The organism is Leifsonia sp. Y878, assembly GCF_057669685.1.
In genome coordinates this window covers 1-25,693 of the sequence record NZ_JBYHFS010000006.1, presented here as the reverse complement: position 1 = coordinate 25,693, position 25,693 = coordinate 1, and the positions used below count along the sequence as shown (strand labels likewise).

Below are 25,693 nucleotides of genomic sequence, written 5' to 3'. Positions count from 1 at the left end.
TCGGCGATGGCCGTCTATGCGCTGGCGTTCATTGCCTTCGCGATCGACCTGGCGAGGCGCTCGGCTGCCGTGACAGAGGCTGAGGGCGCTGCGGCTGCCCTGGCTGCCGGAACGGCGTCGACGACCGCGGAAGCCGGCTCAGGCGCGACGAAGACGCTCACCCGGATCAGCGCGCGCATCACAAACGATGCCTCGATGCCGTACACCAAGTCACCGAGCCTCCGTGTGGGAGTCTCGCTGACCGTGCTGGCGTTCGTGTTGCACATCGTGGCAACGGTGCTCCGCGGTATTGCGGCCGGCCGCGTGCCGTGGGCAAACATGTACGAGTTCGCCATGACCGGAACCGCCATCATCATGCTGGTGTTCCTCGTTGTGCTGACCCGCGTCGACCTGCGGTTCCTCGGCACATTCATCACCGGGCTCGTTCTGGTGCTGCTCGGCATCGCCGCACTCAACTATTACGTTGACGTTGTCCCGCTCCCGCCGGCACTGCAGTCGGTGTGGCTGGTCATTCACGTATTCGTCGCCACGCTCGGCACGGGCTTCTTCGCCCTCGGTTTCGGGTTGTCGGTTGCGCAGCTGCTGCAGTTCCGCCGCGAGAGCCTCGCGGCCGACGCCAAGTCCATGCGTCTGCGCCTGTTGGCGACCCTGCCGTCTTCCCTCACGCTGGAGAACCTGGCGTACCGCGTCAACATCATCGGCTTCATCCTGTGGACGTTCACCCTCATGGCCGGTTCAGTCTGGGCTGAGAAGGCATGGGGCCGTTACTGGGGCTGGGACACCAAGGAAGTCTGGACCTTCATCATCTGGGTCATCTACGCCGGTTACATCCACGCTCGCGCAACGCGCGGCTGGCGCGGATCGCGTTCAGCCTGGCTGGCCATCATCGGCTTTGCCGCAGTGTTGTTCAACTTCGGCATCGTCAACGTGTTCTTCAAGGGACTGCACGCCTACTCAGGCCTGTAAACCGACTCAGGCCTGTAAACCAATTCAGGCCTGTAAAACCAGCTCAGCCCGCAGCAACGACGTCGTACGTCCTGGCTAGTCGCTCCAGCCACCATCCGCGCCTGGCGGGGGAGGAGGCGTGGGCGGTTAGCAGGCCGGCATCCGCTACAACGCGTCGCACGGGAATGGCGCCGTCGACCGGGATGAGTGGACGCGTCGTGACGTCGGCGGCCAGGAGTGACGCGGTTCCGAGCCCGCAATCGTAGGAGAGCTCAGGAACCGCGGCGGCCAGGTGGGCGCCCATCGAAATGCCGATGGACGTGTCGAGTGCGCTCGACACCACGACGGGCAGGCCGGTCTGTCTGATGATCGCAAGGGCAGATCGGATGCCGCCGAGCGGCTGGGCCTTGATCACCAGCAGATCAGCGGCACCGGCCCTGGCCACCGCAAGCGGATCCTCAGCACGGCGCACGCTTTCGTCGGCGGCGATGGGAATGTCTAGATAGGCCGTACGCCGGCGGATCTCAGCCAGCTCTTCGACGCTCGCGCATGGCTGCTCGACGTACTCGAGGTCGAACTCGGCCATGGCGTGGATGGCGCGCTCAGCTTCATCGACGGTCCACGCGCCATTCGCGTCGATTCTGATGAAGCCTTCTGGTCCAAGCACGGTACGTACCTCGCGCACCCTCGCGATGTCTTCCGCCAACGTCTGGCCCGTGTTGGCCACCTTCACCTTTGCGGTGCGGCATCCGGGGAAACGGGCGAGGACGCGAGCGACCAGCTCTGGCCCGACGGCAGGCACCGTCGCATTGACCCTGATGCTCTCGCGGACCGGCGCAGGCGGCGCGTTCCAGCCGAAGTCGATGGCCGCCACGAGCCAGGCGGCGGCCTCCACGTCGTCATACTCGACGAACGGGGAGAACTCGCTCCAGCCGTATGGCCCCTCAAACACCAGCGCTTCCCTCGTCTCAATGCCGCGAAAGCGTGTGACGAGGGGGAGTGAGACCACCTGCGCCGTCGACATGAGCTCTGCCAGTGTGGGAAGCATGAGTCCAGTCTGGCGCAGAGGGTGCGCCGGCGCATCGTCTGCACCGGTACGCACGCCGTTCAGTCGGTGAGGTAGCGCTGTAGCTTGCTCACGTTCATGAGCCTGAGTGCACGCTTTTGCAACTGGCGGATGCGTTCCTTGGTCACGCCCTCAATGTTCGCGATCTCGTTCAGCGTGAGCGGATCTTCACCGGTGAGCCCGAAACGGGCATTCAGGATGCGATGTTCTCGCTCTGGCAGGCAGTCGAGGAAGTGCTCGATGTCGGCGTGCTGGAGCGTGCCGACCGCGTAGTCTTCCGGCTGCACCGTGTCGTCGTCGATGATGATCTCCGAGATGTCGCCGCTGCCATCGCCGATCGGCGTGTAGAGCGAGATCGGTTCATTGTCGAAGCGCTGCAGGGCCGCAATGTCGCCCGCAGAGAGCTGTGCTGCCGTTGCCAGCTCTTGTTCCGTGGGTTCGCGCTCCAGCTCACCGAGCAACTCACGCCGCATCCGCTTGACCATGTTCATCTTCTCGACGGTGTGCACCGGAATCCGGATCATGCGGGACTTGTCTGCCAGGCCGCGATGGATGCTCTGTCGAATCCACCAGGTTCCGTAGGTGGAGAACTTGTAGCCAGACGCGTAGTCGTACTTTTCAACCGCGCGAATGAGGCCAAGGTTGCCGTCCTGAACGAGATCCATCACCGGAACGCCTCGGCCTGCATAGCGTTTTGCGATGCTGACGACGAGGCGCAGGTTGGACTCGATGAAGCGACGTTTCGCCACATCGCCGGCGTGGGCGAGCCACGCCAGTTCTCGCTGAAGCACCGCGTCATTCGTGTGCTCCATTTTTTCGCGAGCCAGCACGCCCACCTCGATGTCACGCGCCAGCGTGACTTCTTCCTCGGCGGTCAAGAGCGGGCTCACGCCGATCTTGTGCAGGTAGTCTCCGAAAATATCGGTGGACGAGGTCACTCGCCCCGCCCGGTCGTCATTCGCATAGGCGGCCTCTGCGCGTGCGTCCTGCCGCCTAAAGGCCTCGACCGTTGCGTCTGACAGCAACGGCGACGGTGAGCTCTCGGTTTCTCCGTCGCGCGTTGCATTCTGTTGTGTCACGGCAAAAATTGTCATGAGCCCCCCTCATGTTCCTGGAGCCCGGGTAGCCCCGCACATAAGTACAGCGGCAGCCTCATGTCCCCTCAAGGGGGTTGACTTTCGTGTGGTTTAAAAGCAGTGGTGCAACGGATGCCGGCCGCACGGGCCCCCGCGTAGGCTGGAACCATGACGCCCCATGAATCCGGTACTTCCGACGCCCCAGAGAACCCATCGGGAAACCCGGTTTCGGAGATCTTCGACCAGAGCCAGTGGCGCGAGGCACCCGGATTCGGGGCCATGACCGACATCACGTACCACCACGACCTGTCAGGTCGCGTCGCCCGCGTCGCGTTCAACCGGCCTGAGGTGCGGAACGCCTTCCGCCCGCACACCGTCGACGAGCTCTACGCTGCGCTCGAAGACGCCAGGACCAACCCGCGCATCGGCGTCATCCTGCTCACGGGCAACGGCCCGAGCCAGAAGGACGGCGGCTGGGCGTTCTGTTCGGGTGGCGACCAGCGCATCCGCGGGCGTGACGGCTACAAGTATGCCGACGGTGAGTCGGCAACCGGTATCGACGCCGCGCGCGGCGGACGCCTGCACATCCTTGAGGTGCAGCGCCTCATCCGCTTCATGCCCAAGGTCGTCATCGCCGTGATCCCTGGCTGGGCAGCTGGTGGCGGGCACTCACTGCACGTGGTGTGCGACCTCAGCATCGCCAGCGAGGAGCATGGCAAGTTCAAGCAGACGGATGCCGACGTCGGGTCGTTCGACGCCGGCTACGGCAGCGCATATTTCGCCCGCCAGATCGGTCAGAAGAATGCCCGCGAGGTGTTCTTCCTCGCCCGCGAATACTCTGCGCAGCGGGCATACGAGATGGGCGCCATCAACGCTGTCGTGCCGCACGCGCAGCTGGAGGAGACAGCGCTGGAGTGGGCGCACGAGATCCTGACCAAGTCGCCCACCGCCATCCGCATGTTGAAGTTCGCCTTCAACGCCGTCGACGACGGTCTTGTCGGCCAGCAGGTATTCGCCGGTGAAGCCACGCGCCTGGCCTACGGCACCGATGAGGCCGTCGAGGGTCGCGATGCGTTCCTCGAAAAGCGTGAGCCGGACTGGGCGCCATACCCCTGGCAGTTCTGAGGTTGTGATGCGAGAACTGGTTGGTGTGCCAGGCGACTCTCCCGAAGAGGTCATGGTTGCGCTGCGCCTCGCGCTGGCGGGGGAGGGGCCGGCGATCCTGCCCCTGGCCGGAGGTCTCCCCGAAGAGGGTGACGCCCCCTCGTTCGACCCTGTCCCGCGCGCTGTTGCTGTCGTGATTGAGACCTCAGGATCAACGGGTGTGCCGAAGCGGGTGATGCTGAGCGTCGACGCCCTGCTCGCGGGCGCTGCCGCCACGAGCGTCGCTCTCGGCGGACCTGGCCAGTGGCTGCTCGCGCTGCCTGCCCACTACGTCGCAGGCATCCAGGTTCTCGTGCGGTCGATCGCTGCCGAAAGCACGCCGGTGATGCTTGCGCCCGGCCGGTTCGACCCCGCGGCCTTCGTGGCGGCGGCGGGGCGGCTCACCGATCCGTTGCGTTACACCTCGCTGGTCCCGGTTCAGTTGGCCCGATTGATCGACGCGGCGGAGAATGACGACGACGTCCTGCGGGTGCTGCGCCGCTTCACCGCGATCCTGGTTGGGGGGCAGGCGATTGCGCCAGAGGTCATCGCACGGGCAGCTGCCCTCGACGTGACTGTTGTGCGCACCTATGGCTCCTCAGAGACGTCGGGCGGATGCGTGTACAACGGCACTCCCATCGGCAACACCAGGGTGCGGGTCGCCAGCGCGCACAGCAGCGAGGATGGCAATGATGACGGGGGCGAGCAGTTGGAGATTGCCGGCGCCGTGCTGGCAGAGGGGTACCTGGGAGACGCCGAACGCACGGCATCCCGTTTCGTGGAGGAGCACGGGGTTCGGTGGTTCCGCACGGGCGACCTCGGCGAGGTGGATGCCGAAACCGGCCTGGTGCGTGTGCTCGGTCGGGCAGACAATGTGATCATCTCCGGCGGGCTGAAGGTGTCGCTCGACGCCGTCGAACGCGTGGTGCGCACGCTGAACGGGTTTGCCGACGCCGTGGTGCTCATGGCGGCCGACCCGGAGTGGGGACAGGTTCCCGTCGTCGTCACCACGGGGAGTCCTCCGCTTGGGTTGGCAGAGGTTCGCGACGCGGTGGCGAAGGCGATCGGTAAGTCCGCCCGCCCTGCACGCATCGTGGTGGTGGCCGAGATACCTCTGCTTGCCTCTGGCAAAGCGGATCGCCAGGGCCTGGCACACACGCTGGCCGACTAGGGATCTGTGGCTCACAGCGCTTCGAAGTACCATAAGGGAGTGGCACAGGGAACGCGGCCGTCAGGCCCCAAAATGCAGCGGATGAATCCGGCAGAAGAACTCGGCAAGGCGACACGGGCTGGAAAGCAGCCCGAATCGTCGAAGACGGAGGGCAGGTCCGGGCATCCGGCGCGGAAGAATGGCGCTCAGCCGCCCAAGAAGATGAAGCCTGCCTCATTCGGCGACTGGGTCTCCGGTGCCAGGCTCCGTACGCTTCCGCTGGCCGTCTCACCGGTCATCCTGGGAACGGGAGCGGCCATCGTCGCCAGTGACCCCGGCGTGTACCACCCGGTCAGGGCGGTTCTCGCGCTGGTCGTCGCTCTCTGCCTGCAGATCGGCGTGAACTACGCCAATGACTACTCAGACGGCATCCGCGGGACGGACGTGCACCGCGTCGGACCGGCCAGGCTGACCGGATCCGGTCGCGCGAATCCGCGTGCCGTGCTCAACGTTGCATTGGCGTTCTTCGGGCTCGGCGCCATCGCCGGCCTGGTCCTCGTCATCCTCACCCAGCAATGGTGGTTACTGATCGTCGGAGCGGTGGCCATCGTGTCTGCCTGGTTCTACACGGGCGGCAAGAGGCCATACGGCTACTCGGGGCTCGGTGAGATCTTCGTTTTCGTGTTCTTCGGCCTCGTCGCCACGCTCGGCACCACCTACGTGCAGGTCGGCCGTGTCAACACCGAAAGCTGGCTGGGAGCCATCGGCATCGGGCTCATCGCCTGTGCCGTGCTCATGATCAACAACGTGCGCGACATCGTGCCAGACAAGGCTGCAGGCAAGCGCACCCTCGCGGTGCTGCTGGGCGACAGGGCATCGCGCATCGCCTACTGCGTGCTCATCCTCGCGCCGTTCGTGATCGTCGGCTTCTTCACGCTGTTCTACCCAGCGGCCTACCTGACGTTCTTCGTGCTGTTGCTCGCACTACCCGCGTGCCTGATCGCCCTGACGGCGAAGACGTCGCGCGAACTAATCCTTGCGCTTCAGCTCACCAGTTTCGCCGCGCTCGGCTACAGCATCCTGCTCGGCGCGGCTTTCGCCTTCTGATCCGAGCGGTTCTGACGCGGGGGACGTGGCCGTGACGGCCGCGTCCTCTGCCATTTCGTCTGCGCCGTCAGGTTCGCTTGTGCGGTTGCGCAGACGGTACAGGCCGGCAGCGACCTCGTTCCGTGGCTTCCTGAGGAAGATGTACGACAGGCAGAATCCGATGATGGCGGCGAGAACGGTTGCCAGCCACGGCTGAATGGCCAGCATCAGAAAGATCGCCAATGGCACAGCGAACACCAATACCCGGAGTACCGAGTAGAACAACCACGCAGGAACAGCCTTCATGTGGCCAGTTTAGTTTGACCCAGATGGGAGCATGCTCACCGAGCTCACGGGTGACCGGCCTAGACTTGGGCTATGTCCCGCCTGCTGTTCATCGGCGTCATCGTCGTCGTCGTTCTGTCCGTCTACACCCTGGTGGATTGCGCGATGCTGGAGCGCGCCAGAATCCGAGGGCTGCCCCGCTGGGCCTGGCTCCTCGTGATCCTCTTCGTGCCCGTGATCGGGCCCCTGCTCTGGCTGGTTGTCGGCCGTGGGCGTCGGGGGGCAACCGACCGCGGCATTCGCCGATCCACGGCGCCGGATGACGACCCCGAGTTCCTGAGAAGGCTCGGCGACGAGGCGACGCAGCAGGAGCGCATCCGCCGCATGGAGCAGGAACTGGCCGATCTCGATAACCCGGGTGGCGACGACAACGACAAGCCGGGCAAGCACGACGATCGCGGCCCAGGCCACGGCACCCCGGGGAAGACCGACCCCTCAGACGGCGACATGCCTGGCCGACGGGATGCCTGAGTCGGTGCAGAGCGGCGTCGCCTCGAGCGGAATTGAAGCCAACGGAATCGCATCCAGCGGCAGCCCGGCGACAGACTTCAGTATCGCGCTCCTCGGCGAGTTCATCCGGCTGGGCGTGAGCGACATTGTGGTGTCCCCGGGGTCGCGCTCGCAGGCTCTGGCCTTGGCCAGTGCAGAGTACGAACGGATCGGTGCCGTGCGCATGCACGTGCGCACCGACGAGAGAAGCGCCGGATTCCTGGCCATTGGCCTCGCTGTTGACAGCGGGTTTCCCGCCCTGGTGATCACCACATCCGGCACCGCTGTGGCGAACCTGCACCCCGCCGTCCTTGAGGCGCACCATTCACGCGTGCCGATGATCCTCCTGACGGCCGACCGGCCAGCAGAGCTTCGCGGCATCCGGTCGAACCAGACCACGGTCCAGCCCGGTATCTACGGCAGTGCGACAAGGCTGTCGCTCGACGTCCCAGCGCCGACGGGAGCAGCAGACGAGACCGGAGAGGCACTGCGGCTGGCCGCCCTGTCGCTCGGGACCGCGCTGGGTACAGGGCCAGGTTCTGCGGCTACAGCAGGCCCTGCAGGTCCAGTGCAGCTCAATCTCGCGTTCAGGGAGCCCCTGTCCGCTCCGGTTGAACTCGACGCCGATGCTACCGCAGTACCAGCCTCCGAACCCCACCCAGTGCCCGAGCTCTCCCCGACGACAGAGTCAGAGTCTGTGATCGTCGTCGAACCGGGAAAGCGCACCGTCGTGGTTGCCGGCGCGTCAGCTGGCCCGGCGGCCGAAGGCGTGGCCAGGGCTGGAGGGTGGCCGCTCCTGGCCGAAGTCACCAGCGGCGCCCGGTTCGGACCCAACCTCGTCATCGCCTATCGCGAACTCCTCGATGAGCCGGAGTGGGGCGGTGCCATCGAGCGCGTCATCGTTTTCGGCCACCCAACCCTCAGCCGCCAGGTTCCCGCGCTCATCCAGCGCGACGGCATTGAGACGATCGTCGTGTCTGCGTCCGGCGCAGAGCGATACAACCCCGGCCACAGCGTCGATCACTTCGCCGACCGCATTGTCGTCAGTGAGGCGTCGATGGCGGATGCCGACACTCGCGACGGCCGCGCATGGGTCGGTCGTTGGGTCGCTGCCAGCCGGCACCTGCGTGACGCGATCGACGAAGCGGAGAACGCGGTACCCGACGTGGCTGCGGCGTCATCGCCCGACTACCGGGTGCGTGGCGGCTTCGCCAAGTCCGAACTGGCCGCACTGCGAGCCCTTGTGACCCGCGGCATCCTGGTCGACGCGCTGTGGCGGGCGACCTGGCCGCACGACAGGCTCGTTTTCGGCGCCTCCAGGCTCATCCGCGTCGCTGACCAGCGCGTGCCAGGCAAGAAGATCTCCGTGCACGCCAACCGGGGGCTCGCCGGAATCGACGGCACGATTGCGACGGCCATGGGCATCGCCATTGCCAGCCAATCGGGTGACATCCCGCGATCGTCGGGCACGACGCGTGTGCTGCTCGGAGATCTCACCCTGTTGCACGACGTCGGTTCGCTCCTGCAGGTGCCGGGTGAGCCTCAGCCTCGCGTGCAGGTCATCGTGGGCAACGACGGCGGCGGAACGATCTTCGATGGTCTTGAGGTGGCCGCATCCGCTCCCCAGAGCGCTGTCGATCGGGTGCTGTTCACGCCGCACCAGGTTGACATTGCCGCCCTCGCGGCGGCGTATGGCTGGGAGTACACCCGCGCGACGAACCGGAGCGAACTGGAGCGGGCACTGACCTCGCCGGTGGCAGGGCCGTCGATCCTAGAAGTACCGCTGCCGCGCTAGCTGTTCGCTGATTGAGGAGCGCCCGAGGAACGAGGACGCGTCTCGAAATCTCCGCGTTACCGGTCGCGGCGAAGGGGTCTCGAGCGGATGTCGGAGGAGCGTTGAATCCGCTTCCATTTACCCAATGGACGACCGCGAACGGCTTCCTCGACCAACGGGGTACACGACAGCGCTAGCGACGCGACCGAAACTGACCGGTTTCAGCCGGCGCGGCAATCCTTCTTCACGACGCGCATCGTCGACGCCGGGCTTCCGACGAGCTTCTCGAGTGCGCGGGGTGGCCGCTGTGTGAGCACGCCGCCACAGTTCGGGCAGCGCCGGCCGGCGAACGTGTCGACACAGTCTGCGCACCAGGTGCACTCGAACGAGCAAATGAAGACGCTGTCGTCTGTCGGCGCGAGGTCGCGATCGCAGCACTCGCAGTTGGGTCGGATCTCTAGCACGTGCTGATCATATCCAGGCCTGCGCCTATGCCATTGAATAGCCAATGAGCAGCATGGTCACGATGAAGCCGCTCAGGAAGTTCAACCACAGGAATCGCTTCCAGCCGGCATTAGCTTGGTCTGAGCGCTCGTCTGGCACGCTGATCCACGGCAGGGCTGTGATCACGTAGGGAAGCGCGAGCACAGCGGCCAGCGGTCCTGGCCATTCAGTGAAGAGCATGAGCACCCCGGCCAGCAGCCACAGCACGATCGCCAGTCGCACAGTCACAGCCGCACCCAACACCGTTGCAATGGAACTGATGCCGGCTTCGCGGTCTGGCACGACATCCTGAACCGCGCCGAAGGCGTGACTTGCCATTCCCCAGAAGAAGAACGCCGTGAGGAGCGCCACCAGGCTTGGCGTTACATCGGCCCCCACCAGCGCAAGGCCGAAGACGGCGGGGCTCACGAAGTGGATGCTCGATGTCACCGAGTCCAGGAACGGGATCTCCTTGAATCGAAGGCCTGGCACGGAGTACGCCGCAACGGCGAACAGGCTGACGGCCAGGATCGGCCAGGCCAGCGGGTGGCTCCAGCCGGCCAGCATGATCATGGCGATGAGGAAGGGGATGGCGAGGAGGATGCCGGTGAGCATCACGCGCGCATGCATGCCCGGCTCAAGCAGCGCGCCCTCTGCACCGCCCTTGCGCGGATTCCGCAGGTCGGATTCGTAGTCGAAGACGTCATTGATCCCGTACATCAGCAGGTTGTACGGAATCAGGAAGAACACGGTGCCCACGATCAGCAGCGCATCGACCTGGCCGCCGGCCACCAGGTAGGCGGCGGCGAACGGGAACGCGGTGTTGATCCAGCTAAGAGGCCGCGACGACAGCACAATCTGGCGGATGCCCTGCGCAGCGGTCAGCGTTTGCTCAGTCATTGGCGCCCTCCGCCGTCTGCAGGTCACGCGAGTTGTACGGTCGGTTGGATTCTTCGACCCCGCCGAACAGCGCCCACAGTGCGGGAAGCAGCAGGGCGCCAGCGAGGGGATAACCGAAGTCCTCCAGCGGGGCGAGCCCGATCCTGAGCCCTGAGGTGTGCTGTGAGCTGTACTCGAACAGGCCGACGGCGATCATCAGGTTGTCGAACACGGCGGTCATGATGAATACGATCACGACCGTGCCGATGATCGCGGGCGCCGATTCCCGCGTCAGGCGTCGCATCAGCACCGCGATCGCCAGCACGACGACGGACAGTGCGATGAACGCGGCATTCAGGGCGACGTATGTCATTGCGCTCTCCTCGGTCGGCGCTCAAGGCTCGCACGGATGCGCAGCGCCCCGCGGTAGAGCACCAGGGTGAGGTAGCAGAGGAAGAGCAGGAAGACCGGCTCTTCGATGGGCAGGTTGGGCACGATCTGCACCCCGGTCATGATCTCCGTCTCGCCCCGGTAGAAGATACCCAGTCCGATGCCCGCAAGATCCCACAGCACGAAGAAGGCCAACCCGCAGGCCAGCACCAGCGCGGCCCTGGCAGGGGCGTTCCAGAACAGCAGCCGGTAGCGCCAGTCGAGCAGCGCCATGCAGCCGAGGCCGCCCAGCAGGCAGGCGAGATACAGGACGCTCATCGCGACTCGGTATTCTCGGGCACAGAATTCTGGGCTGCGGGGTTCAGGTGTGCTGGGGTGAGCGGCTCAGGCAACGGTGATGCACTTGCGTCAGAGCGGATGCGCTTGAGCAGGATCTCAGCGCTGATCAGGCACATCGGCAGGCCGATCCCCGGGATCGTGCTTCCGCCGGCGTAGAACAGGCCGTCGATGTGCTTCGACTTGTTCGACCCGCGGAAGAAGGCGCTCTGGCGCAGCGTATGCGCTGGACCCAGCGCACCGCCCTTCCAGGAGTTGAGGTCGGCGGCAAAGTCCGCAGGGCCAACGGTGCGGCGCACAACGATGCGATCGACGAGGTCGGGGATCCCGGCAGATTCGGCGAGCTGGGCGATGGCCCTGTCGGCGATGGCCTCGATGGTGGGCGAGCCGGTGCCGTCGATGCCGCCGTGCCCGAGGTTGGGGTCGGCCGGGATCGGAACCAGGAGAAACAGGTTCGAATCATTATTCGGAGCCACGCTCTGGTCGGTGTAGCTCGGCATGCACGCGTAGAACGAGGCCGGCGTCGGCACGGCTGGGCGCTTCCCGAAAATCTTCCCGAAGTTCGTGGCCCAGTCGCTCGTGAAGTACAGGGTGTGGTGCGTCAGGTCCGGAATCTCGCCCCGCACGCCGAGCATGACGAGGACGGCACCTGGCCCCGACATCCGCTTCTGCCACCAGCGTTCAGGGTACGTGCGGTGTTCTGGGGCCACCAGCTCTGTCTCTGTGTGGTGCAGGTCTGCACACGACACGACGATGTCGGCGGCGAGTTCGTGAACCTGGCCGTCTGCGCTTGAGTACCGCACGCCGGCGGCTCTCGTCTGGCGACCGGATGACGGATGCGTGAGGATGCTGCTCACCCTGGCATTCGTCGTGATCGTCACGCCTTCTGCCAGCGCCAGCGCCGCAATGCGGTCGATGATCGTGCTGAACCCGCCCTGTGGGTAGAGCACTCCGTCGTTCATGTCGAGGTGGCTCATCAGGTGGTACATGGCCGGCGTCCGATCGGGGGAGGACCCGAGGAACACGGCAGGGTAGCCGAGGATCTGCTGGAGTCGACGATCGGTGACGTAGCCGGCAACGAAGCGGTCGAGAGGCTTCGTGAGCAGGGTGGTGAGGCGGCCGAGGCGACTCGTGACGGCACGGTCGATGAAGGGGCGGAACGACGCGAAGCTTGTATAGAGGAAGCGGTCGACGGCGGTGCGGTAGGTGTCTTCGGCAGAATCCAGGTAGCGATCGAGGGCGGCCCCTGCTCCCGGCTCCAGCCTCTCGAACGTGGCGACGTTGCTGGCACGATCCGTCGCAATGTCGACGGGCTCTGGATCTGACTCGAAGTAAACGCGATAGCCGGGGTCGAGCGTGGTGAGGTCGAGTTGCTCTGCGGCGCTGGTGCCGAGCAGGCGGAAGAAATGATCGAACACCTCAGGCATGAGATACCACGACGGGCCGGTGTCGAACCGGAATCCCTTGGCCTCCCAGCTCCCAGCCCGACCGCCGAGCGTGTGATTCGCCTCCAGCAGCGTGACAGAGTGTCCGTCCCTGGCCAGCAGGGCAGCACTGGCCAGTCCGGCGATGCCGCCGCCGATGACGATGGCCGTCTTGCTTGCGGTCATCGCTTGCGCGCCTCACTGCCGGCTGCGACCGAGATGCTGAGGGCAAGCAGCAGCTTCTGGGCGTCTGGTACCCGTACCCTGGTGGCCAGCAAGTCGGTTGCACTTGTCGCGCGCAGGCGCTTGGCCAGCATGGCGAACAGGCGATGTGCGGCGGTAACGGCCGACCGGCATCCGCCAGGCAACAGGGGGAGCGCGTTACCGGCAGCGAGCAGGTCGGCGTCAATGTCGTCGAGGATGGCGTCTTTCTCCGCTTCGGTCATCTGGGTTGGATCGACCCCTGGAAAGTAGTTGCGTCCGAGCATCTCGCTGTCGCAGGCGAGGTCGCGCAGGAAATTGATCTTCTGGAAGGCGGCGCCAAGGCTCTGCGCCCCTGAGCGCAAAATTGCTGCCTCGTCAGGGGTACGGGTTTCGCCTACCTCGAACGCGCAGAGGCACATCAAGCCGATGACCTCAGCGGAGCCGTAGATGTATTCCGCGACGCCGGCCGGCGTGAACGGCGCTGGGTCGAGGTCGCGCCTCATCGACGCGAAGAACGGTGCGGTGAGGGTGTCGTCGATGCCGGTTTCCCTTGCGGTCAGTGCGAAGGCATGCACGACAAGGTTCGTGCTGTAGCCCCGCCTGGTGGCCGCCTGCGTCTCACGTTCGAGGTCATCGAGCAGTTCGCGCTGCTCGTGCGTGGTGAGACCTGCACCGGCCGCGGCGCCATCGACGATTTCATCTGCAATACGCACGAGCGCGTAAATGGCGCGGATGTGCTCCCGCGTGCGGGCCTCGAGGAGTCGGGCAGCCAGCCCGAACGACGTTGAGTACTGGCCGATCACCACGGCAGAGCTGGCCAGGGCAGCGGCATTGTATTGAGCGATGCCGGTGACGTCCGTTGTTCGCTTGCCTGTCATTGCTGACGATTCACAGCGCTATCGGCCAGCTCGCCCAGCGTGGCGCGCAGCCGGTCGGGCAAATGCGGCGAGTTGAGAGTCCTGACGGCGCGTGCGGCGTAGTCCTCTGTCAGTTCGTGCACAGCCTGCAGGGCTCCGCTTGATCGAAGATTCGCCCTGACAAGACTGGCCTCGGCCTCGCCGGCGTTGGGTGCACCGAGATGTGGGGCGATCACCGGCCAGGCTTTCGTGGTGCGTGCGCAGGCCATCAGCGCGGTCTGCTTGCCCTCGCGCAGGTCACTCAGTGCACTCTTGCCCGTGATCTCCGGGTCGCCGAAGACACCCAGGATGTCGTCGGTCAGCTGGAATGCCACACCGATGAGCCGTCCGAATTGCCCCAGGATCTCGAGCGTCTCCGCTGACGCCCCGGCCAGGATGGCCCCGGCCTGCAGTGGTGCCTCGAACGAGTAGACGGCAGTCTTGTGCTCCAGGGTTTCCAGCACCTGCGCGATCGTCACGGGCGTCAGCGACGCAGTGTTCGTCACGTCAGCCAGCTCGCCGGCCGCGGAGATGAAGACAGACCGATCGAGGAGGTCGAGTAGCTTTCCACGCGTGTCAGCGTCGGTATCAAGGGTGGCGAGGGAACGATGTGCCTCGCTGAGGGCGAGGTCACCGGCCAGAATCCCAGCCGTTACGGCCCAGACGCCGGCCTGGTCTGGAGAGGCGCCCTGGCTGAGTGCCCGCGCCGTGAACTCGCCGGCTATATTCGCTGTGCCACGCCGGGTGAGATCGCGGTCGATCACGTCGTCGTGAATGATGAACGCGGTGTGCAGGAGCTCAAAGCTGACGGCGACGGGGGTGACGAGGCTCTGGTCTCGACCGCCCAAGCCGGAGTATGCGGCAAAGACAAGAGCAGGGCGCATCCGTTTGCCGCCATTGCTTGCGTTCGCAAAGGCATCCCAGAGGGCGACGTAGTGATCGCCGTAGTCACTGGCGCGCAGCCGGGCCGCGGCGAGCAGGCGCTGCAGCTCTGTCTCGACGCCAGCCGAGGTTAGTTCAGGCACGGAACACCTCCAGCTCGTTGACCTGGAGAACCATCCACGGGCTGAACGCCCACGGGGTCTCCTGTACGGAGGTGCGCAGACTCGCGAGGTCGACCCAGGTGTAGTCCATGACCTCGTCGGGGTTCGGCACCGGTTCTGCGGAAGTGGTCGCGATGTAGACAGGGCAGAGCTCGTTCTCGACGATGCCGCTCGCATCCGTTGCGCGGTAGCGGAACAGGGGGAGGGCGATCGTGGTGTCGGAGATCGGCAGGTTCAGCTCGTACTCTGCGCGTCGGCTCACGGCCGTGATGAGCGGTTCAGCCGGCAGCGGATGCCCGCACAGCGAGTTGGTCCAGACGCCAGGCCAGGTGAGCTTTGACAGCGCTCTTCGTGTGATGAGCACCTGCCCGCGCTCATTGAAGACATAACAGGAGAATGCGAGGTGCAGGGAGGTATCAGCTCCGTGGACACTGGCCTTGGGGGCAGTGCCAATCTCGCGGCCATCGTCATCGACCAGGATGACGAGCTCTTCGCGCTGTGCCGTGTTCAGCATGGGCTCATCCTCTCGCGATACTTCCATCCCGGGAAGGATCGAATCCTCACATCAGAAATCACTAACCAAGTTAGGTAGATCAACGTTAGCATGGAGTCATGACAGATTGGGAGGCCCCGGAGACGACGGATTCGTACTGGTATGACGAAGACGTGGAAGACGTTGAAAGGGCAATCCTGGTGTTGCGGGCACTGCGCCGCTTCAAGGCCGCTGACTCTGCGATGCGCGCTAAAACGCAGGCAGACATGGACATGAACGAGACCGACCTGCTGGCGCTCCGGCATCTCATCGCCGCTGAAGCCAGGGGTCACCAGGTCGGGCCGAAAGAGCTCGCCTCCGTTCTCGGAATCAGCTCTGCGGCGACGGCCAAACTGCTGGCCAGGCTGTCGCGGTCAGGGCACATCACCCGCGAACCGCATCCGACCGATCGTCGTGCCCAAATTGTGCATCCGTCTCCCGATGCCCATCACGAGGTGCGCAAAACGCTCGGTGATATGCACGAGCGGATGCTGGCCGTCGCCCACGACCGCACGCCAGCCGATCAGAGGGCCATCATCAGCTTCCTCGACGACCTGAGCGGGGCTGTCACAACAGCTGACGAAACACACAACGAATCGCGGCGATCAGCCGCCCACCACCGAAGGGTGTCCGAATGAACTACCGAATGATCAGTGCGAAGATCGTGGTCGGAACGCGTATCCGCGTGGCGGGCGCCCGATGACCGCGGATCGGCGCCGGTGGGCCGGCCTCGTCTTCATCAGCATCGCCGTCGCGCTGATCATCGTTGACTCGACAATCGTCAACGTCGTTATCCCGTCGATCGTCGACGACCTCGCGATCACCTCGACCCAGGTGCAGTGGGTGCAGGAGAGCTACACGCTCGTGTTCGCGGCACTGCTGCTGGTGTTCGGAAGCCTGAGCGACAGGTACGGACGTCGGCGCATCCTGATTATCGGCGTGGTGATCTTCGCCATCGCATCCGTCTTCGCCGGCCTGGCGCAAACGGGCGACCTGTTGATCGCGGCACGGCTCCTGCAGGGAGTGGGTGGCGCGATGGTGCTCCCGACGACGCTCTCGCTCATCAATGCCACGTTCAGGGGCAAGGAGCGCGGCATTGCGTTCGCGATCTGGGGCTCGACGATCGGCGGAATGGTTGCCGTCGGTCCGCTGCTCGGCGGCTGGCTCGCCACGTCGTTCTCCTGGCGCTGGGCATTCGGCATCAACATCCCCTTCGCGATCATCATCATCGCCGGCGTGCTGCTCTGCGTCGCAGAGTCGAAGGAGCATGGCGCACCCCGCCGCATCGACGTCGTCGGCGCTCTCCTCTCTATGGTGCTGTTCTCAACCCTGGTCTTCGGCCTCATCGAAGGACGCACCTATGGGTGGTGGCTGAGCCGCGACCGCGCGCCATTCGTCATCGGCGACTGGACCTGGCCGTTCGAGCTGTCGCCCATCCCCGTCGCGTTCGCCATCACCGTGCTGTCAGGGATTGCGTTCGTCTGGTGGGGCATCCGTCGCCAGCGTGCCGGACGCTCAACGCTGCTCGCCTTCTCGCTGTTCACCATCCCGTCGTTCCGCAACGGCAACATCGCTGCGATGATCGTTTCACTCGGTGAGTTCGGCATCATCCTGTCCCTGCCGCTGTGGCTGCAGAACGTGCTCGGCTATGACGCCCTGCAGACCGGCTTTGTGCTGCTCGCGCTCGCCGCAGGTTCATTCGTGGCGAGCGGTGTCTCCGGTGCGTTCGGAGGTCGGGTCGCCCCTGAGGTTGTGGTGCGCATCGGCATCGTCGCCGAGATCCTGGGTGTCGCAGGGCTCGGGTTCGCAATCTCAGCCACGGCGACCTGGGTCATCGTTGTGCCGTTCCTCTTTGTCTACGGCATCGGTGTCGGCCTGGCCACGGCACAGCTCACCGGCGTCGTCCTGAAGGATGTCCCTGTCGACAAGAGCGGCCAGGGGTCTGCAACGCAGAGCACGTCGAGGCAGATCGGCTCGGCGCTCGGCATCGCGGTACTCGGTACCGTGCTGTTCACCTCTGTCGGCGCATCGCTCGACGCGAAGCTCAGCGACCTGCCAGAGGCGGCGCGCAGCGAGATCGTCAATGCAGTGGTCGACAGTGCCGGCGGCGCCATTCCAGCGCTCGAGGCGCAGAGTCCGGCCGTAGCGGATGCCGCCCGCGAGGCCTTCAGCGAGGGAACGCGCTACTCGGCGTTTGCCGCAGCAGGCTTCCTGGTGATCGGACTCGCTGCCACGCTGCGGCTGTCCGCAGCGCGGAAGCCGGAGGAGGATGAAGGGGCCGGCGCCGACAGTGGTGCCCTGGCTGGCGCAACCACTGGTGAACTGAGGCAGGCGGCGTCAGACTAACCAGCGACGAAAGGTGATCCCGTGAGCTCTCGCACCGAACAATTCTGGACTGCTGATCCGTCCGATCTGCTTCGCGTGGGGGAGGGATTCCAGCTGTCCGCGTTGAAAACCGACTCGTCGCCTGGGTTTCACGGCGGCAAGTCACGCGGAACGAAGGCACTCGCCACGGGAGCAGGCATCCTCTCAGACCTGCAGGAGCAGTTCTTCGCGAACAGCACGACGGGCGACAACCGCAAAGTCCTGCTGGTGTTGCAGGCGATGGACACGGCAGGCAAGGGTGGAATCGTGCGCCATGTTGTCGGGGCAGTCGATCCGCAAGGCGTCGATCACATCGCCTTCAAAGCGCCCACGCAGGCAGAACTCCGGCATGACTTCCTGTGGCGCATCAGGAGACGCGTTCCTGGCGCAGGAAAGCTCGGTGTCTTCGACCGTTCGCACTACGAGGATGTGCTGATCGGCCGGGTACGCCACCTCGCGCCGCCGGCAGAGATTGAGAAACGCTACGGCGTGATCAACGCGTTCGAGCAGGAACTCATCGACGACGACACCACGATCATCAAGGTGATGCTGCACCTCGGCAAGGACGAACAGAAGCGGCGGCTGGCCGCCAGGCTGAGCCGCCCTGACAAATACTGGAAGTACAACCCCAGCGACGTCGACGAACGCCTGCTCTGGGACGACTACCAGGCCGCGTACCAGATCGCCCTTGAACGCACGTCGGTGTCAGACGCGCCCTGGTACGTGATTCCCGCCGACAAGAAGTGGTACGCCAGGCTCGCCGTGCAGCATCTCCTGATCGATGCGTTCACGGCGATGAAGCTCACGTGGCCGCCCGCCGACTACGACGTTCGGGCGGAGAGAGCGCGGGTCGCGGCGTCGTGATTTAGCCGAATGCCCGAGCTAGCCGAATGCTTCGACGATCGGCCTGAACTTCATCTTGGTCTCCGCCAGCTCCCGCTCTGGCTCCGAGTCGAGCACGATTCCGCAGCCGGCGTATGCCGTGATGTCGCCATCTGGGGTGACCTGGGCAGAGCGCAAGGCAATGGCCCACTCGCCGTCGCCATCCGCTCCCACCCAGCCGACGGGGCCGGCGTAGCGACCACGGTCGAACGGCTCGAGCTCGCGAATGAGCGCGAGCGCCTCCTGCGTCGGTGTGCCAGCGACGGCGGCCGTCGGGTGCATGGCCGCGATGAGGTCGAGCGACGTCGATCCGTCACTCAGGGTGCCCTCGATGTCGGTGGCCAGGTGCCACAGGTTGGGCAGCTTCAGGGTGAATGGGATTTCGCTCGCGGTGAGGTGTGAGGTGTGCGGGCGCAGTGACCCGAGCACACTCTGCACCGCGAACTCGTGTTCGTCGGCGTCCTTGGTCGAGGTGACCAGGGCAAGCGCGGCCTCGGTGTCGGCCTCTGCGTCAGCGCCGCGCGACATCGTGCCGGCCAGTACGCGGGCGTTCACCTCGCCGTGATCAGCGCGGATCAGCGTCTCAGGGCTCGAACCGATGAGCCCGTCGACCGCGTAGGTCCAGCAGTCCGGGTATCCGAGCGCCAGCTCGGTGATGGCACGGCGAACGTCGGATTCGACGGGGAGACGGCCGACGAGGTCGCGGGCCAGTACGACCTTGCTCACGTCCTGGTCACTGATGTGCGTGATGGCGCTGGCCACGGCGTCGCGGTAGCCATCAGGGCTGAGCGCGCCTGGGAGCAGCGAGATGCGGTACTCGTCGCCGAGTGGGGTGAGTACGAGGGGGATGTCAGGCGCTGCCTGCCCGGTCGGCCACACGCGGGTGACCCAGCAGACACCGTTCTCGCGGCCCACGATCACCTCTGGAACGATGAGCACGCTGGTCTGGGCCGACGTGTCGTCGAAGGCAAACGCGCCAAATGCCACGAGACCGGTTCCGGTGCGCGCCAACGGGTCTGTCACCGTGGCGGCCTCGACGACGTCGCGCCACGCTGCCGCGGCATCCGCCATGCGAGTCGGTCCGCTGAACTCCAGGCGCAGCGCTGTACCGATACCGGCGAGGCCTTGATTGCGTCGCATCCAGAGCAGCGGGTCGTGCTGGTCAAGCAGGAGTACCAACTGGCGGATGTCGGCGAGGGGGGTGGTTTCGACCGTCAAAGCCTGTGCATTCACTCCCTCAGCCTACGCCCGTGCGTGCGCGCGATCATGCGGCGTGCTGCGCGCGCAGCGGCAACCTAGACTGGAGGGGTGAATAGAGCAGACCTCAGCAAGCAGCCGGAGCAGATTGCCGCCATGTTTGACCAGGTCTCCACGCACTACGACCGCACCAATGCCGTGCTGTCTGTGGGGCAGGACAGCCTGTGGCGCATTGCGACGACCAAGGCCGTCGACCCGAAACCGGGGGAGCGCATCCTCGATGTGGCTGCTGGCACAGGAACCTCAAGCGCCGCACTCACCAAGACAGGCGCCCACGTGGTCGCCGCTGATTTCTCGGCGGGCATGATCTCGGTCGGGCGCGAGCGCCAGGCAGGCAACTCCCGGGTTGAGTTCGTGCAAGCGGATGCCACAGCGCTTCCCTTCGCCGACAACGAGTTTGACGCCGTCACCATTTCGTTCGGCCTGCGCAACGTCGTCGAACCGCAGAAGGCACTCGCCGAGTTCTACCGGGTCACCAAGCCCGGCGGGCGCGTCGTCATCTGCGAATTCACGACTCCGCCATTCGCGCCATTCAGGGCCGTCTACTTCGCCTACTTGAAGTACGTGATGCCGAAAATCGTCAGGCTCGCCTCCTCCAACGTCGAGGCGTATGACTACCTCGGCGAATCGATCAAGGCCTGGCCCAAGCAGAAAGAGCTGAGTGCCTGGCTTCGACGGGCGGGCTATACCTCGGTGGCTTACCGTAATCTGACATTCGGCATCGCGGCATTGCACCGCGGCGTGAAACCAAGCAATTCCGCATCCTGAGCCCCTCCCCAGTAGCGATCGTTAGGCTAACAGAGTGAATCCGAGCGTCCCCGTGGTCCGTCGCAGTGCGTCGATAACGTCGCAGCTCGGTCTCACCGATCGCATTTTCTCCACGAAATCAGACCGTGGACTGGCCTCCGACATCGATCAAGGCCTCGACAAGGTCGAAGACGCGCTGAACGCTGAGATCACCTTCGCTGACCAGATCGCGAACGTCACCGGCCGCTACCTGCTTGAAGCCGGCGGCAAGCGCGTGCGTCCCATGCTCGCCCTGCTCACCGCGCACCTGGGTCGCGGCGGCGTCCCAGACGTGATCACCGCAGCTGCAGCCATCGAGGTCACCCACCTGGCGTCGCTGTACCACGACGACGTCATGGACGACGCAGACAAACGCCGTGGCGTGCCCAGTGCACAGACCGTGTGGGGCAACTCAGTTGCCATCCTCACCGGCGACCTGCTGTTCGCGCGCGCCAGCCAGTTGATGGCGCGGCTCGGCGAGCGTGCCATCCGCCTCCAGGCCGACACGTTCGAGCGGCTGGTCCTTGGCCAGCTGCACGAGACACTCGGCCCGCAGAACGGCGAAGACCCGGTCCAGCACTACATCCAGGTGCTGGCAGACAAGACGGGGTCGCTCATCGCGGCATCCGCTCAGGCCGGCATCGCCTTCTCAGGTGCCCCAGCCGAGTTCGAGACGCCCGTCGTTGAGTTCGGCGAGAAGATCGGCATCGCCTTCCAGCTCATCGACGATGTCATCGACCTCTCGCCACAGCCGGAGACAACCGGCAAGGTGCCAGGCACCGACCTGCGCGCAGGGGTCGAAACACTTCCACTGCTTCGCTTGCGGGAACGCGCAGAAACGGATGCTCTGGCCGCCGACCTGCTCGCCCGTCTCGACGCAGACGTGATGGGCAGCTCCCTCGCGGGCGCTGGCCGTACAGACGCCGCTGACTCCGCGATCACCGCGCTTCGTGAGCACGACGTCACCGCCCAGACGCTGACAGAGGCGCACCGCTGGGCCAGGGATGCCGTTGCATCCCTCGCTCCGCTGCCGTCCGGTTCAGTCAAGAAGGCGCTCACCAAATTCGCCGAGACTATCGTCGAACGATCCAGCTAGAAAGGCACCCCCATGACCAAGTTGCGATTGGCCATCGTCGGCGCAGGACCCGCTGGCATCTACGCCGCAGACATCCTCCTCAAGGCAGAGCGGAACTTCGACGTTTCGATCGACCTCTTCGATCACCTTCCTGCTCCGTACGGACTGGTCCGGTACGGCGTAGCGCCTGACCACCCCCGCATCAAGGGCATCATCAACGCGCTGCGCGATGTGCTCGACCGGGGCGATATTCGCCTGTTCGGAAACGTCCACTACGGCACAGACATCACGCTTGAAGACCTGAAGAAGCACTACAACGCCGTCATCTTCGCAACGGGTGCCGTGCGAGACGCAGACCTGAACATTCCCGGCATCGAGCTTGAGGGCTCGTATGGGGCAGCTGAGTTCGTCAGCTGGTTCGATGGTCACCCCGATTTCCCGCGCGAATGGCCCCTCGATGCCAAGGAGGTCGCGGTCATCGGCAACGGAAACGTCGCTCTCGATGTGTCCCGCATCCTGGCCAAGCACGCCGACGACCTCTTGTCGACCGAGATCCCGGCCAACGTCTACGAGGGGCTGAAGGCCTCCCCGGTGACCGACGTGCACGTCTTTGGGCGCCGCGGTCCGACATCCGTCAAATTCACTCCGCTTGAGCTCCGCGAGCTCGGCGAGCTGCGCGACGTTGACATGATCGTCTACGACGAAGACTTCGACTACGACGATGCGGCGCGCAACGCCGTGGCAAGCAACAAGCAGGTCTTCGTCATCGACAAGGTGCTGAACCAGTGGCGGAAGCGCGAGACCGGCCAGGCCAGTCGTCGCCTGCACCTGCACTTCTTCTCAAAGCCCATCGAGATTGTCGATGACGGCTCAGGCCACGTCGGCGCGATCCGGTTCGAGCGCACCGCACCCGACGGTGAGGGCGGAGTCATCGGCACCGGTGAGATCCGTGAACTTCCGATTCAGGCCGTGTACCGCGCTGTCGGCTACTTCGGTTCTCCGCTGGCCGACATCCCGTTCGACAAGAAGCGCGGCGTTGTCCCGAACCGCGAAGGCCAGGTATTGCGCAAGGGCGACCCCACCTCTGGCTCGGCCGGCGCGAACGAACAGATGTATGGCGTTTACGCCACAGGGTGGATCAAGCGTGGGCCCGTCGGGCTCATCGGCCACACCAAGTCGGACGCCATGGAGACGGTTCGCCATCTCATCAATGACTCCGGCGACTGGTGGCACCCTGAGTCGCCCTCTGAGGAGAGCGTCGTCGAGATGCTTGATTCACGCGGCATCCACTACACAGACCTGAGCGGATGGCACAACCTCGACCAGCACGAGCTCGCGCTCGGTGAGGCTGAGGGGCGCACCCGTATCAAGGTCGTTCCGCGTGAGGAAATGGTCAAGGTCTCGCGCGCCGACTAGTCGGGTCAGGGGGAGTAGCCTCCTGGCATGACGGCTCCACAGGCAAGCGGTTGGGTTCCAGACGTCCTGGGTGAACACTTCGAGCAGCTGACCCTGCCGCTTCGCCCTGACAACGAGGGCGAGGTCGTCGCGACGCTGGTGCGCTACTCGCCACCTATCCGGTGGGAGTTCTCGCGGCCGCCGGCGATGAATGCCGACGTCCTGTACGTGCACGGCTGGTCTGACTACTTCTTCCAGACCGAGCTTGCTGAGTACTGGCACAACGCTGGAGCCCGCTTTTACGCGGTCGACTTGCGGAAATACGGTCGCAGCCTGCGCAACTATCAGACGCCGGGGTTCATCACCGACCTCATCGACTACGACGAGGACATTGAATCGGCCCTGGCCGCCATGGGGCATGCGCCCGGCTCGTCGAACAAACGGCCGCTCATCCTGATGGGTCACTCCACCGGGGGCCTGACGTTCAGCCTGTGGGTAGACCGCCACCCCGGCCGGGTTGCGGCGCTGGTGTTGAACAGCCCGTGGCTTGAGTTCCAGGCGACGGGGGTCGGCCGGGTCGCTATTCTGCCTATTGTGCAGATCGGCGCGATCGTCGATCCGCTGGCCCCACTCCCGAACGTCGACTTGGGTTTCTACACCCGAACGGTGTCCGCTGCCCAGGATGGCGCGTGGACGTACAGCCTCGAGTGGCGTCCGCCCCGCGGGTTCACCACGCACCCTGCCTGGTTGCGCGCGGTTCTCGCCGGACACACGAGGGTCGCGAACGGCCTCACCATCGACGCCCCGGTTTTCATGTTGCTGTCCGCTCGCTCGCTCCTGCTGCCCAAATGGACACCGGAGATGAAGACGGCCGACATCGTGCTGCGAGTGGACGACATCGCGGTGCGCGCCACGAAGCTGGGGCCTGCAGTCACCCTTGTTCGAATCGACAACGCCCTGCACGATATCTTCCTGTCGACCGAGCCCGTGCGCTTTGCCGCGTATCGGCAACTCACCCGGTGGCTGCGGGCATATCTGGGCCGATAATCGTCTCAAATCTCCCCTCCACTATCGCCACCCTGGCTGACAGAATGAGCGCATGACTGCTGCCGATCCGGCCACGTTGGCCCCTTTCTCTTTCAAAGTCGCCGACCTGTCTCTTGCCGAAGCTGGTCGTCATCAGCTGCGGCTGGCCGAAAACGAGATGCCGGGTTTGATGGCGCTCAGGGCCGAGTTCGCCCAGTCGGCACCGCTTGCCGGTGCGCGGATCGCCGGGTCCCTGCACATGACGGTCCAGACTGCGGTGTTGATTGAGACGCTGGTCGCCCTCGGTGCGCAGGTGCGCTGGGCCAGCTGCAATATCTTCTCGACGCAGAACGAGGCTGCCGCTGCGATCGCCGTCGGACCGACGGGCACCCCAGACGCTCCGGCCGGTGTGCCGGTGTTCGCCTGGAAGGGGGAAACGCTCGAGGAGTATTGGTGGTGCACAGAGCAGATCTTCGACTGGAGTGCAGAAGCGGCCGCGGCCGGCGAAAGCTGGGTTGGGCCGAACATGATCCTCGATGACGGCGGCGATGCAACGCTGCTCGTGCACAAAGGGCGCGAGTTCGAGCTGGCTCGTGCCGTGCCAAGCGCTGCGAGCGGTGACAGTCACGAGTATCGCGTGATCCTTGACTCGCTCCGCCGTTCCCTCGACCTGGCACCGGATCGTTGGACGCATATCGCCACCGAGATCATGGGCGTGACTGAGGAGACAACAACGGGGGTGCATCGCCTCTACGAGCTCGCCGCCTCCGGCCAGCTCCTGTTCCCCGCGATCAACGTCAATGATTCGGTCACCAAATCGAAGTTCGACAACAAGTACGGCATCCGGCACTCGTTGCCAGATGGCCTCAACAGGGCAACGGATGTCCTCATCGGCGGCAAGGTCGTGTTGGTCGCCGGCTACGGCGATGTGGGTAAGGGCGCAGCCGAAGCACTTCGTGGGCAGGGTGCACGTGTCATCGTGAGCGAAATCGACCCCATCAACGCACTGCAGGCAGCCATGGACGGATTCCAGGTGGCCACGATCGAATCCGTCGCAGGGCAGGCAGACATCTTCGTCACCTGCACAGGCAATGTCAACGTGATCACCACGGAGCACATGCTCCAGATGAAGCACCTCGCGATCGTGTCCAACGTTGGGCACTTCGACAACGAGATCGACATGGCGAGCCTGGAGAATCTTCCGGGTGCGGTGAAGGTTGAGATCAAGCCGCAGGTGCATGAGTGGCGGTTGCCGAATGGCCGCAGCATCCTCGTGTTGTCAGAGGGCCGGCTGATGAACCTCGGTAATGCCACCGGGCACCCGTCGTTCGTGATGAGCAATTCGTTCACCAACCAGGTGCTGGCGCAGATCGAGCTGTACTGCTCCCCGGAGAAGTACCCGATCGGTGTGTACGTGTTGCCGAAGCACCTCGATGAGAAAGTCGCCAGGCTGCACCTCGATGCTCTGGGCGTTGAGCTCACAATTCTCACTCCTGAGCAGGCCGCATACATTGGCGTTCCCGTTGACGGACCGTACAAGGCCGACCACTACAGGTACTGACAAATAGCCACGTTTGGCCCGACACGCCCGGGGTGTGGCGCGCTTTTGACGGGTCTCTGGGATGGCCGTAATGTATCTATACGTAC

26 protein-coding genes are annotated in these 25,693 nt (G+C 64.9%); 14 read left to right on the top strand and 12 right to left on the bottom strand.

Annotated elements, in window-relative coordinates:
• Nucleotides 1–6 precede the first annotated feature (6 nt).
• Nucleotides 7–966, top strand: a complete 960-nt coding sequence (gene ccsB / locus AC25Y4_RS16335) for a c-type cytochrome biogenesis protein CcsB (protein WP_488121609.1) — start codon at nt 7–9, stop codon at nt 964–966.
• A 43-nt stretch (nt 967–1,009) separates the two neighbouring features.
• Here ccsB and AC25Y4_RS16330 read toward each other — a convergent pair whose 3' ends face one another.
• Both AC25Y4_RS16330 and AC25Y4_RS16325 read right to left on the bottom strand, forming a co-directional pair.
• Nucleotides 1,010–1,993 carry an o-succinylbenzoate synthase gene (locus tag AC25Y4_RS16330; protein WP_488121500.1) on the bottom strand — a complete coding sequence of 328 codons (984 nt, stop codon included), beginning with the start codon at nt 1,991–1,993 and terminating at the stop codon, nt 1,010–1,012.
• Nucleotides 1,994–2,052: 59 nt separating this feature from the next.
• Nucleotides 2,053–3,105: a sigma-70 family RNA polymerase sigma factor gene (locus tag AC25Y4_RS16325; RefSeq protein ID WP_488121499.1), complete on the bottom strand. Its 1,053-nt coding sequence runs from the start codon at nt 3,103–3,105 to the stop codon at nt 2,053–2,055.
• A 150-nt stretch (nt 3,106–3,255) separates the two neighbouring features.
• On the opposite strand from AC25Y4_RS16325, the gene AC25Y4_RS16320 reads away from it, so the two are divergent.
• From AC25Y4_RS16320 to AC25Y4_RS16310, 3 genes are all read left to right on the top strand, one after another.
• Nucleotides 3,256–4,212, top strand: a complete 957-nt coding sequence (locus tag AC25Y4_RS16320) for a 1,4-dihydroxy-2-naphthoyl-CoA synthase (RefSeq protein WP_488121498.1) — start codon at nt 3,256–3,258, stop codon at nt 4,210–4,212.
• Nucleotides 4,213–4,219: 7 nt separating this feature from the next.
• Nucleotides 4,220–5,401, top strand: a complete 1,182-nt coding sequence (locus AC25Y4_RS16315) for an AMP-binding protein (protein ID WP_488121497.1) — start codon at nt 4,220–4,222, stop codon at nt 5,399–5,401.
• Nucleotides 5,402–5,482: 81 nt separating this feature from the next.
• Nucleotides 5,483–6,487 (top strand): 1,4-dihydroxy-2-naphthoate polyprenyltransferase, encoded by a 1,005-nt coding sequence (locus AC25Y4_RS16310; protein WP_488121496.1) that lies wholly within the window; start codon nt 5,483–5,485, stop codon nt 6,485–6,487.
• Here AC25Y4_RS16310 and AC25Y4_RS16305 read toward each other — a convergent pair.
• Nucleotides 6,410–6,772 (bottom strand): DUF4229 domain-containing protein, encoded by a 363-nt coding sequence (locus AC25Y4_RS16305; protein WP_488121495.1) that lies wholly within the window; start codon nt 6,770–6,772, stop codon nt 6,410–6,412. The two genes, AC25Y4_RS16310 and AC25Y4_RS16305, sit on opposite strands and share 78 nt — an antisense overlap.
• Before the next feature lie 72 nt (nt 6,773–6,844).
• On the opposite strand from AC25Y4_RS16305, the gene AC25Y4_RS16300 reads away from it, so the two are divergent.
• Nucleotides 6,845–7,282, top strand: a complete 438-nt coding sequence (locus AC25Y4_RS16300) for a PLD nuclease N-terminal domain-containing protein (protein ID WP_488121494.1) — start codon at nt 6,845–6,847, stop codon at nt 7,280–7,282.
• Nucleotides 7,275–9,095: a 2-succinyl-5-enolpyruvyl-6-hydroxy-3-cyclohexene-1-carboxylic-acid synthase gene (menD, locus tag AC25Y4_RS16295; protein ID WP_488121493.1), complete on the top strand. Its 1,821-nt coding sequence runs from the start codon at nt 7,275–7,277 to the stop codon at nt 9,093–9,095. Before AC25Y4_RS16300 ends, menD begins: the two co-directional genes overlap by 8 nt.
• A gap of 200 nt (nt 9,096–9,295) precedes the next feature.
• Here menD and AC25Y4_RS16290 read toward each other — a convergent pair whose 3' ends face one another.
• From AC25Y4_RS16290 to idi, 8 genes are read right to left on the bottom strand one after another with little or no spacing between them, the layout of a single operon-like run.
• Nucleotides 9,296–9,538 (bottom strand): DUF1272 domain-containing protein, encoded by a 243-nt coding sequence (locus AC25Y4_RS16290; RefSeq protein WP_488121492.1) that lies wholly within the window; start codon nt 9,536–9,538, stop codon nt 9,296–9,298.
• A gap of 25 nt (nt 9,539–9,563) precedes the next feature.
• Nucleotides 9,564–10,457: a prenyltransferase gene (locus tag AC25Y4_RS16285; protein ID WP_488121491.1), complete on the bottom strand. Its 894-nt coding sequence runs from the start codon at nt 10,455–10,457 to the stop codon at nt 9,564–9,566.
• On the bottom strand, nt 10,450–10,809 hold the full coding sequence (locus tag AC25Y4_RS16280; RefSeq protein ID WP_488121490.1) for a lycopene cyclase domain-containing protein: 360 nt from the start codon (nt 10,807–10,809) through the stop codon (nt 10,450–10,452). The genes AC25Y4_RS16285 and AC25Y4_RS16280 overlap by 8 nt, the downstream gene beginning before the upstream one ends.
• Nucleotides 10,806–11,144: a lycopene cyclase domain-containing protein gene (locus tag AC25Y4_RS16275; RefSeq protein WP_488121489.1), complete on the bottom strand. Its 339-nt coding sequence runs from the start codon at nt 11,142–11,144 to the stop codon at nt 10,806–10,808. The genes AC25Y4_RS16280 and AC25Y4_RS16275 overlap by 4 nt, the downstream gene beginning before the upstream one ends.
• Nucleotides 11,141–12,772: a phytoene desaturase family protein gene (gene crtI, locus AC25Y4_RS16270; protein ID WP_488121488.1), complete on the bottom strand. Its 1,632-nt coding sequence runs from the start codon at nt 12,770–12,772 to the stop codon at nt 11,141–11,143. The genes AC25Y4_RS16275 and crtI overlap by 4 nt, the downstream gene beginning before the upstream one ends.
• The gene (locus tag AC25Y4_RS16265) at nt 12,769–13,668 is read right to left on the bottom strand and encodes a phytoene/squalene synthase family protein (RefSeq protein WP_488121487.1); all 900 of its coding nucleotides are present in this window, start codon (nt 13,666–13,668) and stop codon (nt 12,769–12,771) included. Before AC25Y4_RS16265 ends, crtI begins: the two co-directional genes overlap by 4 nt.
• A complete protein-coding gene (locus AC25Y4_RS16260; protein WP_488121486.1) occupies nt 13,665–14,711 on the bottom strand; it encodes a polyprenyl synthetase family protein in 1,047 nt (348 codons plus the stop codon). The genes AC25Y4_RS16265 and AC25Y4_RS16260 overlap by 4 nt, the downstream gene beginning before the upstream one ends.
• Complete coding sequence (gene idi / locus AC25Y4_RS16255; protein WP_488121485.1) at nt 14,704–15,243, bottom strand: isopentenyl-diphosphate Delta-isomerase; 540 nt, start codon at nt 15,241–15,243, stop codon at nt 14,704–14,706. Before idi ends, AC25Y4_RS16260 begins: the two co-directional genes overlap by 8 nt.
• A gap of 98 nt (nt 15,244–15,341) precedes the next feature.
• Between idi and AC25Y4_RS16250 the strand changes: the two genes are divergently transcribed.
• The 3 genes from AC25Y4_RS16250 (at nt 15,342) to AC25Y4_RS16240 (ending at nt 18,489) form a co-directional block, all read left to right on the top strand.
• Nucleotides 15,342–15,899, top strand: a complete 558-nt coding sequence (locus AC25Y4_RS16250; protein WP_488121484.1) for a MarR family winged helix-turn-helix transcriptional regulator — start codon at nt 15,342–15,344, stop codon at nt 15,897–15,899.
• Nucleotides 15,900–15,960: 61 nt separating this feature from the next.
• Nucleotides 15,961–17,607 (top strand): MFS transporter, encoded by a 1,647-nt coding sequence (locus AC25Y4_RS16245; RefSeq protein WP_488121483.1) that lies wholly within the window; start codon nt 15,961–15,963, stop codon nt 17,605–17,607.
• 21 nt (nt 17,608–17,628) lie between these two features.
• Nucleotides 17,629–18,489 carry a PPK2 family polyphosphate kinase gene (locus tag AC25Y4_RS16240; RefSeq protein WP_488121482.1) on the top strand — a complete coding sequence of 287 codons (861 nt, stop codon included), beginning with the start codon at nt 17,629–17,631 and terminating at the stop codon, nt 18,487–18,489.
• Nucleotides 18,490–18,507: 18 nt separating this feature from the next.
• Here the strand turns inward: AC25Y4_RS16240 and AC25Y4_RS16235 are convergent, their stop codons facing one another.
• On the bottom strand, nt 18,508–19,740 hold the full coding sequence (locus AC25Y4_RS16235) for an isochorismate synthase (protein WP_488121481.1): 1,233 nt from the start codon (nt 19,738–19,740) through the stop codon (nt 18,508–18,510).
• Between the two features lie 75 nt (nt 19,741–19,815).
• Between AC25Y4_RS16235 and AC25Y4_RS16230 the strand changes: the two genes are divergently transcribed.
• From AC25Y4_RS16230 to ahcY, 5 genes are read left to right on the top strand one after another with little or no spacing between them, the layout of a single operon-like run.
• Nucleotides 19,816–20,532 carry a demethylmenaquinone methyltransferase gene (locus tag AC25Y4_RS16230; RefSeq protein WP_488121480.1) on the top strand — a complete coding sequence of 239 codons (717 nt, stop codon included), beginning with the start codon at nt 19,816–19,818 and terminating at the stop codon, nt 20,530–20,532.
• Nucleotides 20,533–20,566: 34 nt separating this feature from the next.
• Entirely contained in the window at nt 20,567–21,646 is a 1,080-nt protein-coding gene (locus AC25Y4_RS16225) for a polyprenyl synthetase family protein (RefSeq protein WP_488121479.1), read from the top strand.
• 12 nt (nt 21,647–21,658) lie between these two features.
• Nucleotides 21,659–23,041: an FAD-dependent oxidoreductase gene (locus AC25Y4_RS16220; protein WP_488121478.1), complete on the top strand. Its 1,383-nt coding sequence runs from the start codon at nt 21,659–21,661 to the stop codon at nt 23,039–23,041.
• A gap of 27 nt (nt 23,042–23,068) precedes the next feature.
• Nucleotides 23,069–24,067: an alpha/beta hydrolase gene (locus AC25Y4_RS16215; protein ID WP_488121477.1), complete on the top strand. Its 999-nt coding sequence runs from the start codon at nt 23,069–23,071 to the stop codon at nt 24,065–24,067.
• A gap of 52 nt (nt 24,068–24,119) precedes the next feature.
• Nucleotides 24,120–25,607, top strand: coding sequence for an adenosylhomocysteinase (gene ahcY, locus AC25Y4_RS16210; RefSeq protein ID WP_488121476.1), 1,488 nt, complete (start codon nt 24,120–24,122; stop codon nt 25,605–25,607).
• Nucleotides 25,608–25,693: the final 86 nt, after the last annotated feature.

Coding starts and splice junctions, on each gene's coding strand:
- AC25Y4_RS16320 (WP_488121498.1), top strand. CDS start 3,256: ATGACGCCCCATGAATCCGGTACTTCCGACGCCCCAGAGAACCCATCG.
- idi (WP_488121485.1), bottom strand. CDS start 15,243: ATGCTGAACACGGCACAGCGCGAAGAGCTCGTCATCCTGGTCGATGAC.
- AC25Y4_RS16300 (WP_488121494.1), top strand. CDS start 6,845: ATGTCCCGCCTGCTGTTCATCGGCGTCATCGTCGTCGTCGTTCTGTCC.
- crtI (WP_488121488.1), bottom strand. CDS start 12,772: ATGACCGCAAGCAAGACGGCCATCGTCATCGGCGGCGGCATCGCCGGA.
- menD (WP_488121493.1), top strand. CDS start 7,275: ATGCCTGAGTCGGTGCAGAGCGGCGTCGCCTCGAGCGGAATTGAAGCC.
- AC25Y4_RS16285 (WP_488121491.1), bottom strand. CDS start 10,457: ATGACTGAGCAAACGCTGACCGCTGCGCAGGGCATCCGCCAGATTGTG.
- AC25Y4_RS16215 (WP_488121477.1), top strand. CDS start 23,069: ATGACGGCTCCACAGGCAAGCGGTTGGGTTCCAGACGTCCTGGGTGAA.
- AC25Y4_RS16245 (WP_488121483.1), top strand. CDS start 15,961: ATGACCGCGGATCGGCGCCGGTGGGCCGGCCTCGTCTTCATCAGCATC.
- AC25Y4_RS16305 (WP_488121495.1), bottom strand. CDS start 6,772: ATGAAGGCTGTTCCTGCGTGGTTGTTCTACTCGGTACTCCGGGTATTG.
- AC25Y4_RS16275 (WP_488121489.1), bottom strand. CDS start 11,144: ATGAGCGTCCTGTATCTCGCCTGCCTGCTGGGCGGCCTCGGCTGCATG.
- ccsB (WP_488121609.1), top strand. CDS start 7: ATGGCCGTCTATGCGCTGGCGTTCATTGCCTTCGCGATCGACCTGGCG.
- AC25Y4_RS16280 (WP_488121490.1), bottom strand. CDS start 10,809: ATGACATACGTCGCCCTGAATGCCGCGTTCATCGCACTGTCCGTCGTC.
- AC25Y4_RS16250 (WP_488121484.1), top strand. CDS start 15,342: ATGACAGATTGGGAGGCCCCGGAGACGACGGATTCGTACTGGTATGAC.
- AC25Y4_RS16325 (WP_488121499.1), bottom strand. CDS start 3,105: ATGACAATTTTTGCCGTGACACAACAGAATGCAACGCGCGACGGAGAA.
- AC25Y4_RS16315 (WP_488121497.1), top strand. CDS start 4,220: ATGCGAGAACTGGTTGGTGTGCCAGGCGACTCTCCCGAAGAGGTCATG.
- ahcY (WP_488121476.1), top strand. CDS start 24,120: ATGACTGCTGCCGATCCGGCCACGTTGGCCCCTTTCTCTTTCAAAGTC.
- AC25Y4_RS16330 (WP_488121500.1), bottom strand. CDS start 1,993: ATGCTTCCCACACTGGCAGAGCTCATGTCGACGGCGCAGGTGGTCTCA.
- AC25Y4_RS16310 (WP_488121496.1), top strand. CDS start 5,483: ATGAATCCGGCAGAAGAACTCGGCAAGGCGACACGGGCTGGAAAGCAG.
- AC25Y4_RS16220 (WP_488121478.1), top strand. CDS start 21,659: ATGACCAAGTTGCGATTGGCCATCGTCGGCGCAGGACCCGCTGGCATC.
- AC25Y4_RS16265 (WP_488121487.1), bottom strand. CDS start 13,668: ATGACAGGCAAGCGAACAACGGACGTCACCGGCATCGCTCAATACAAT.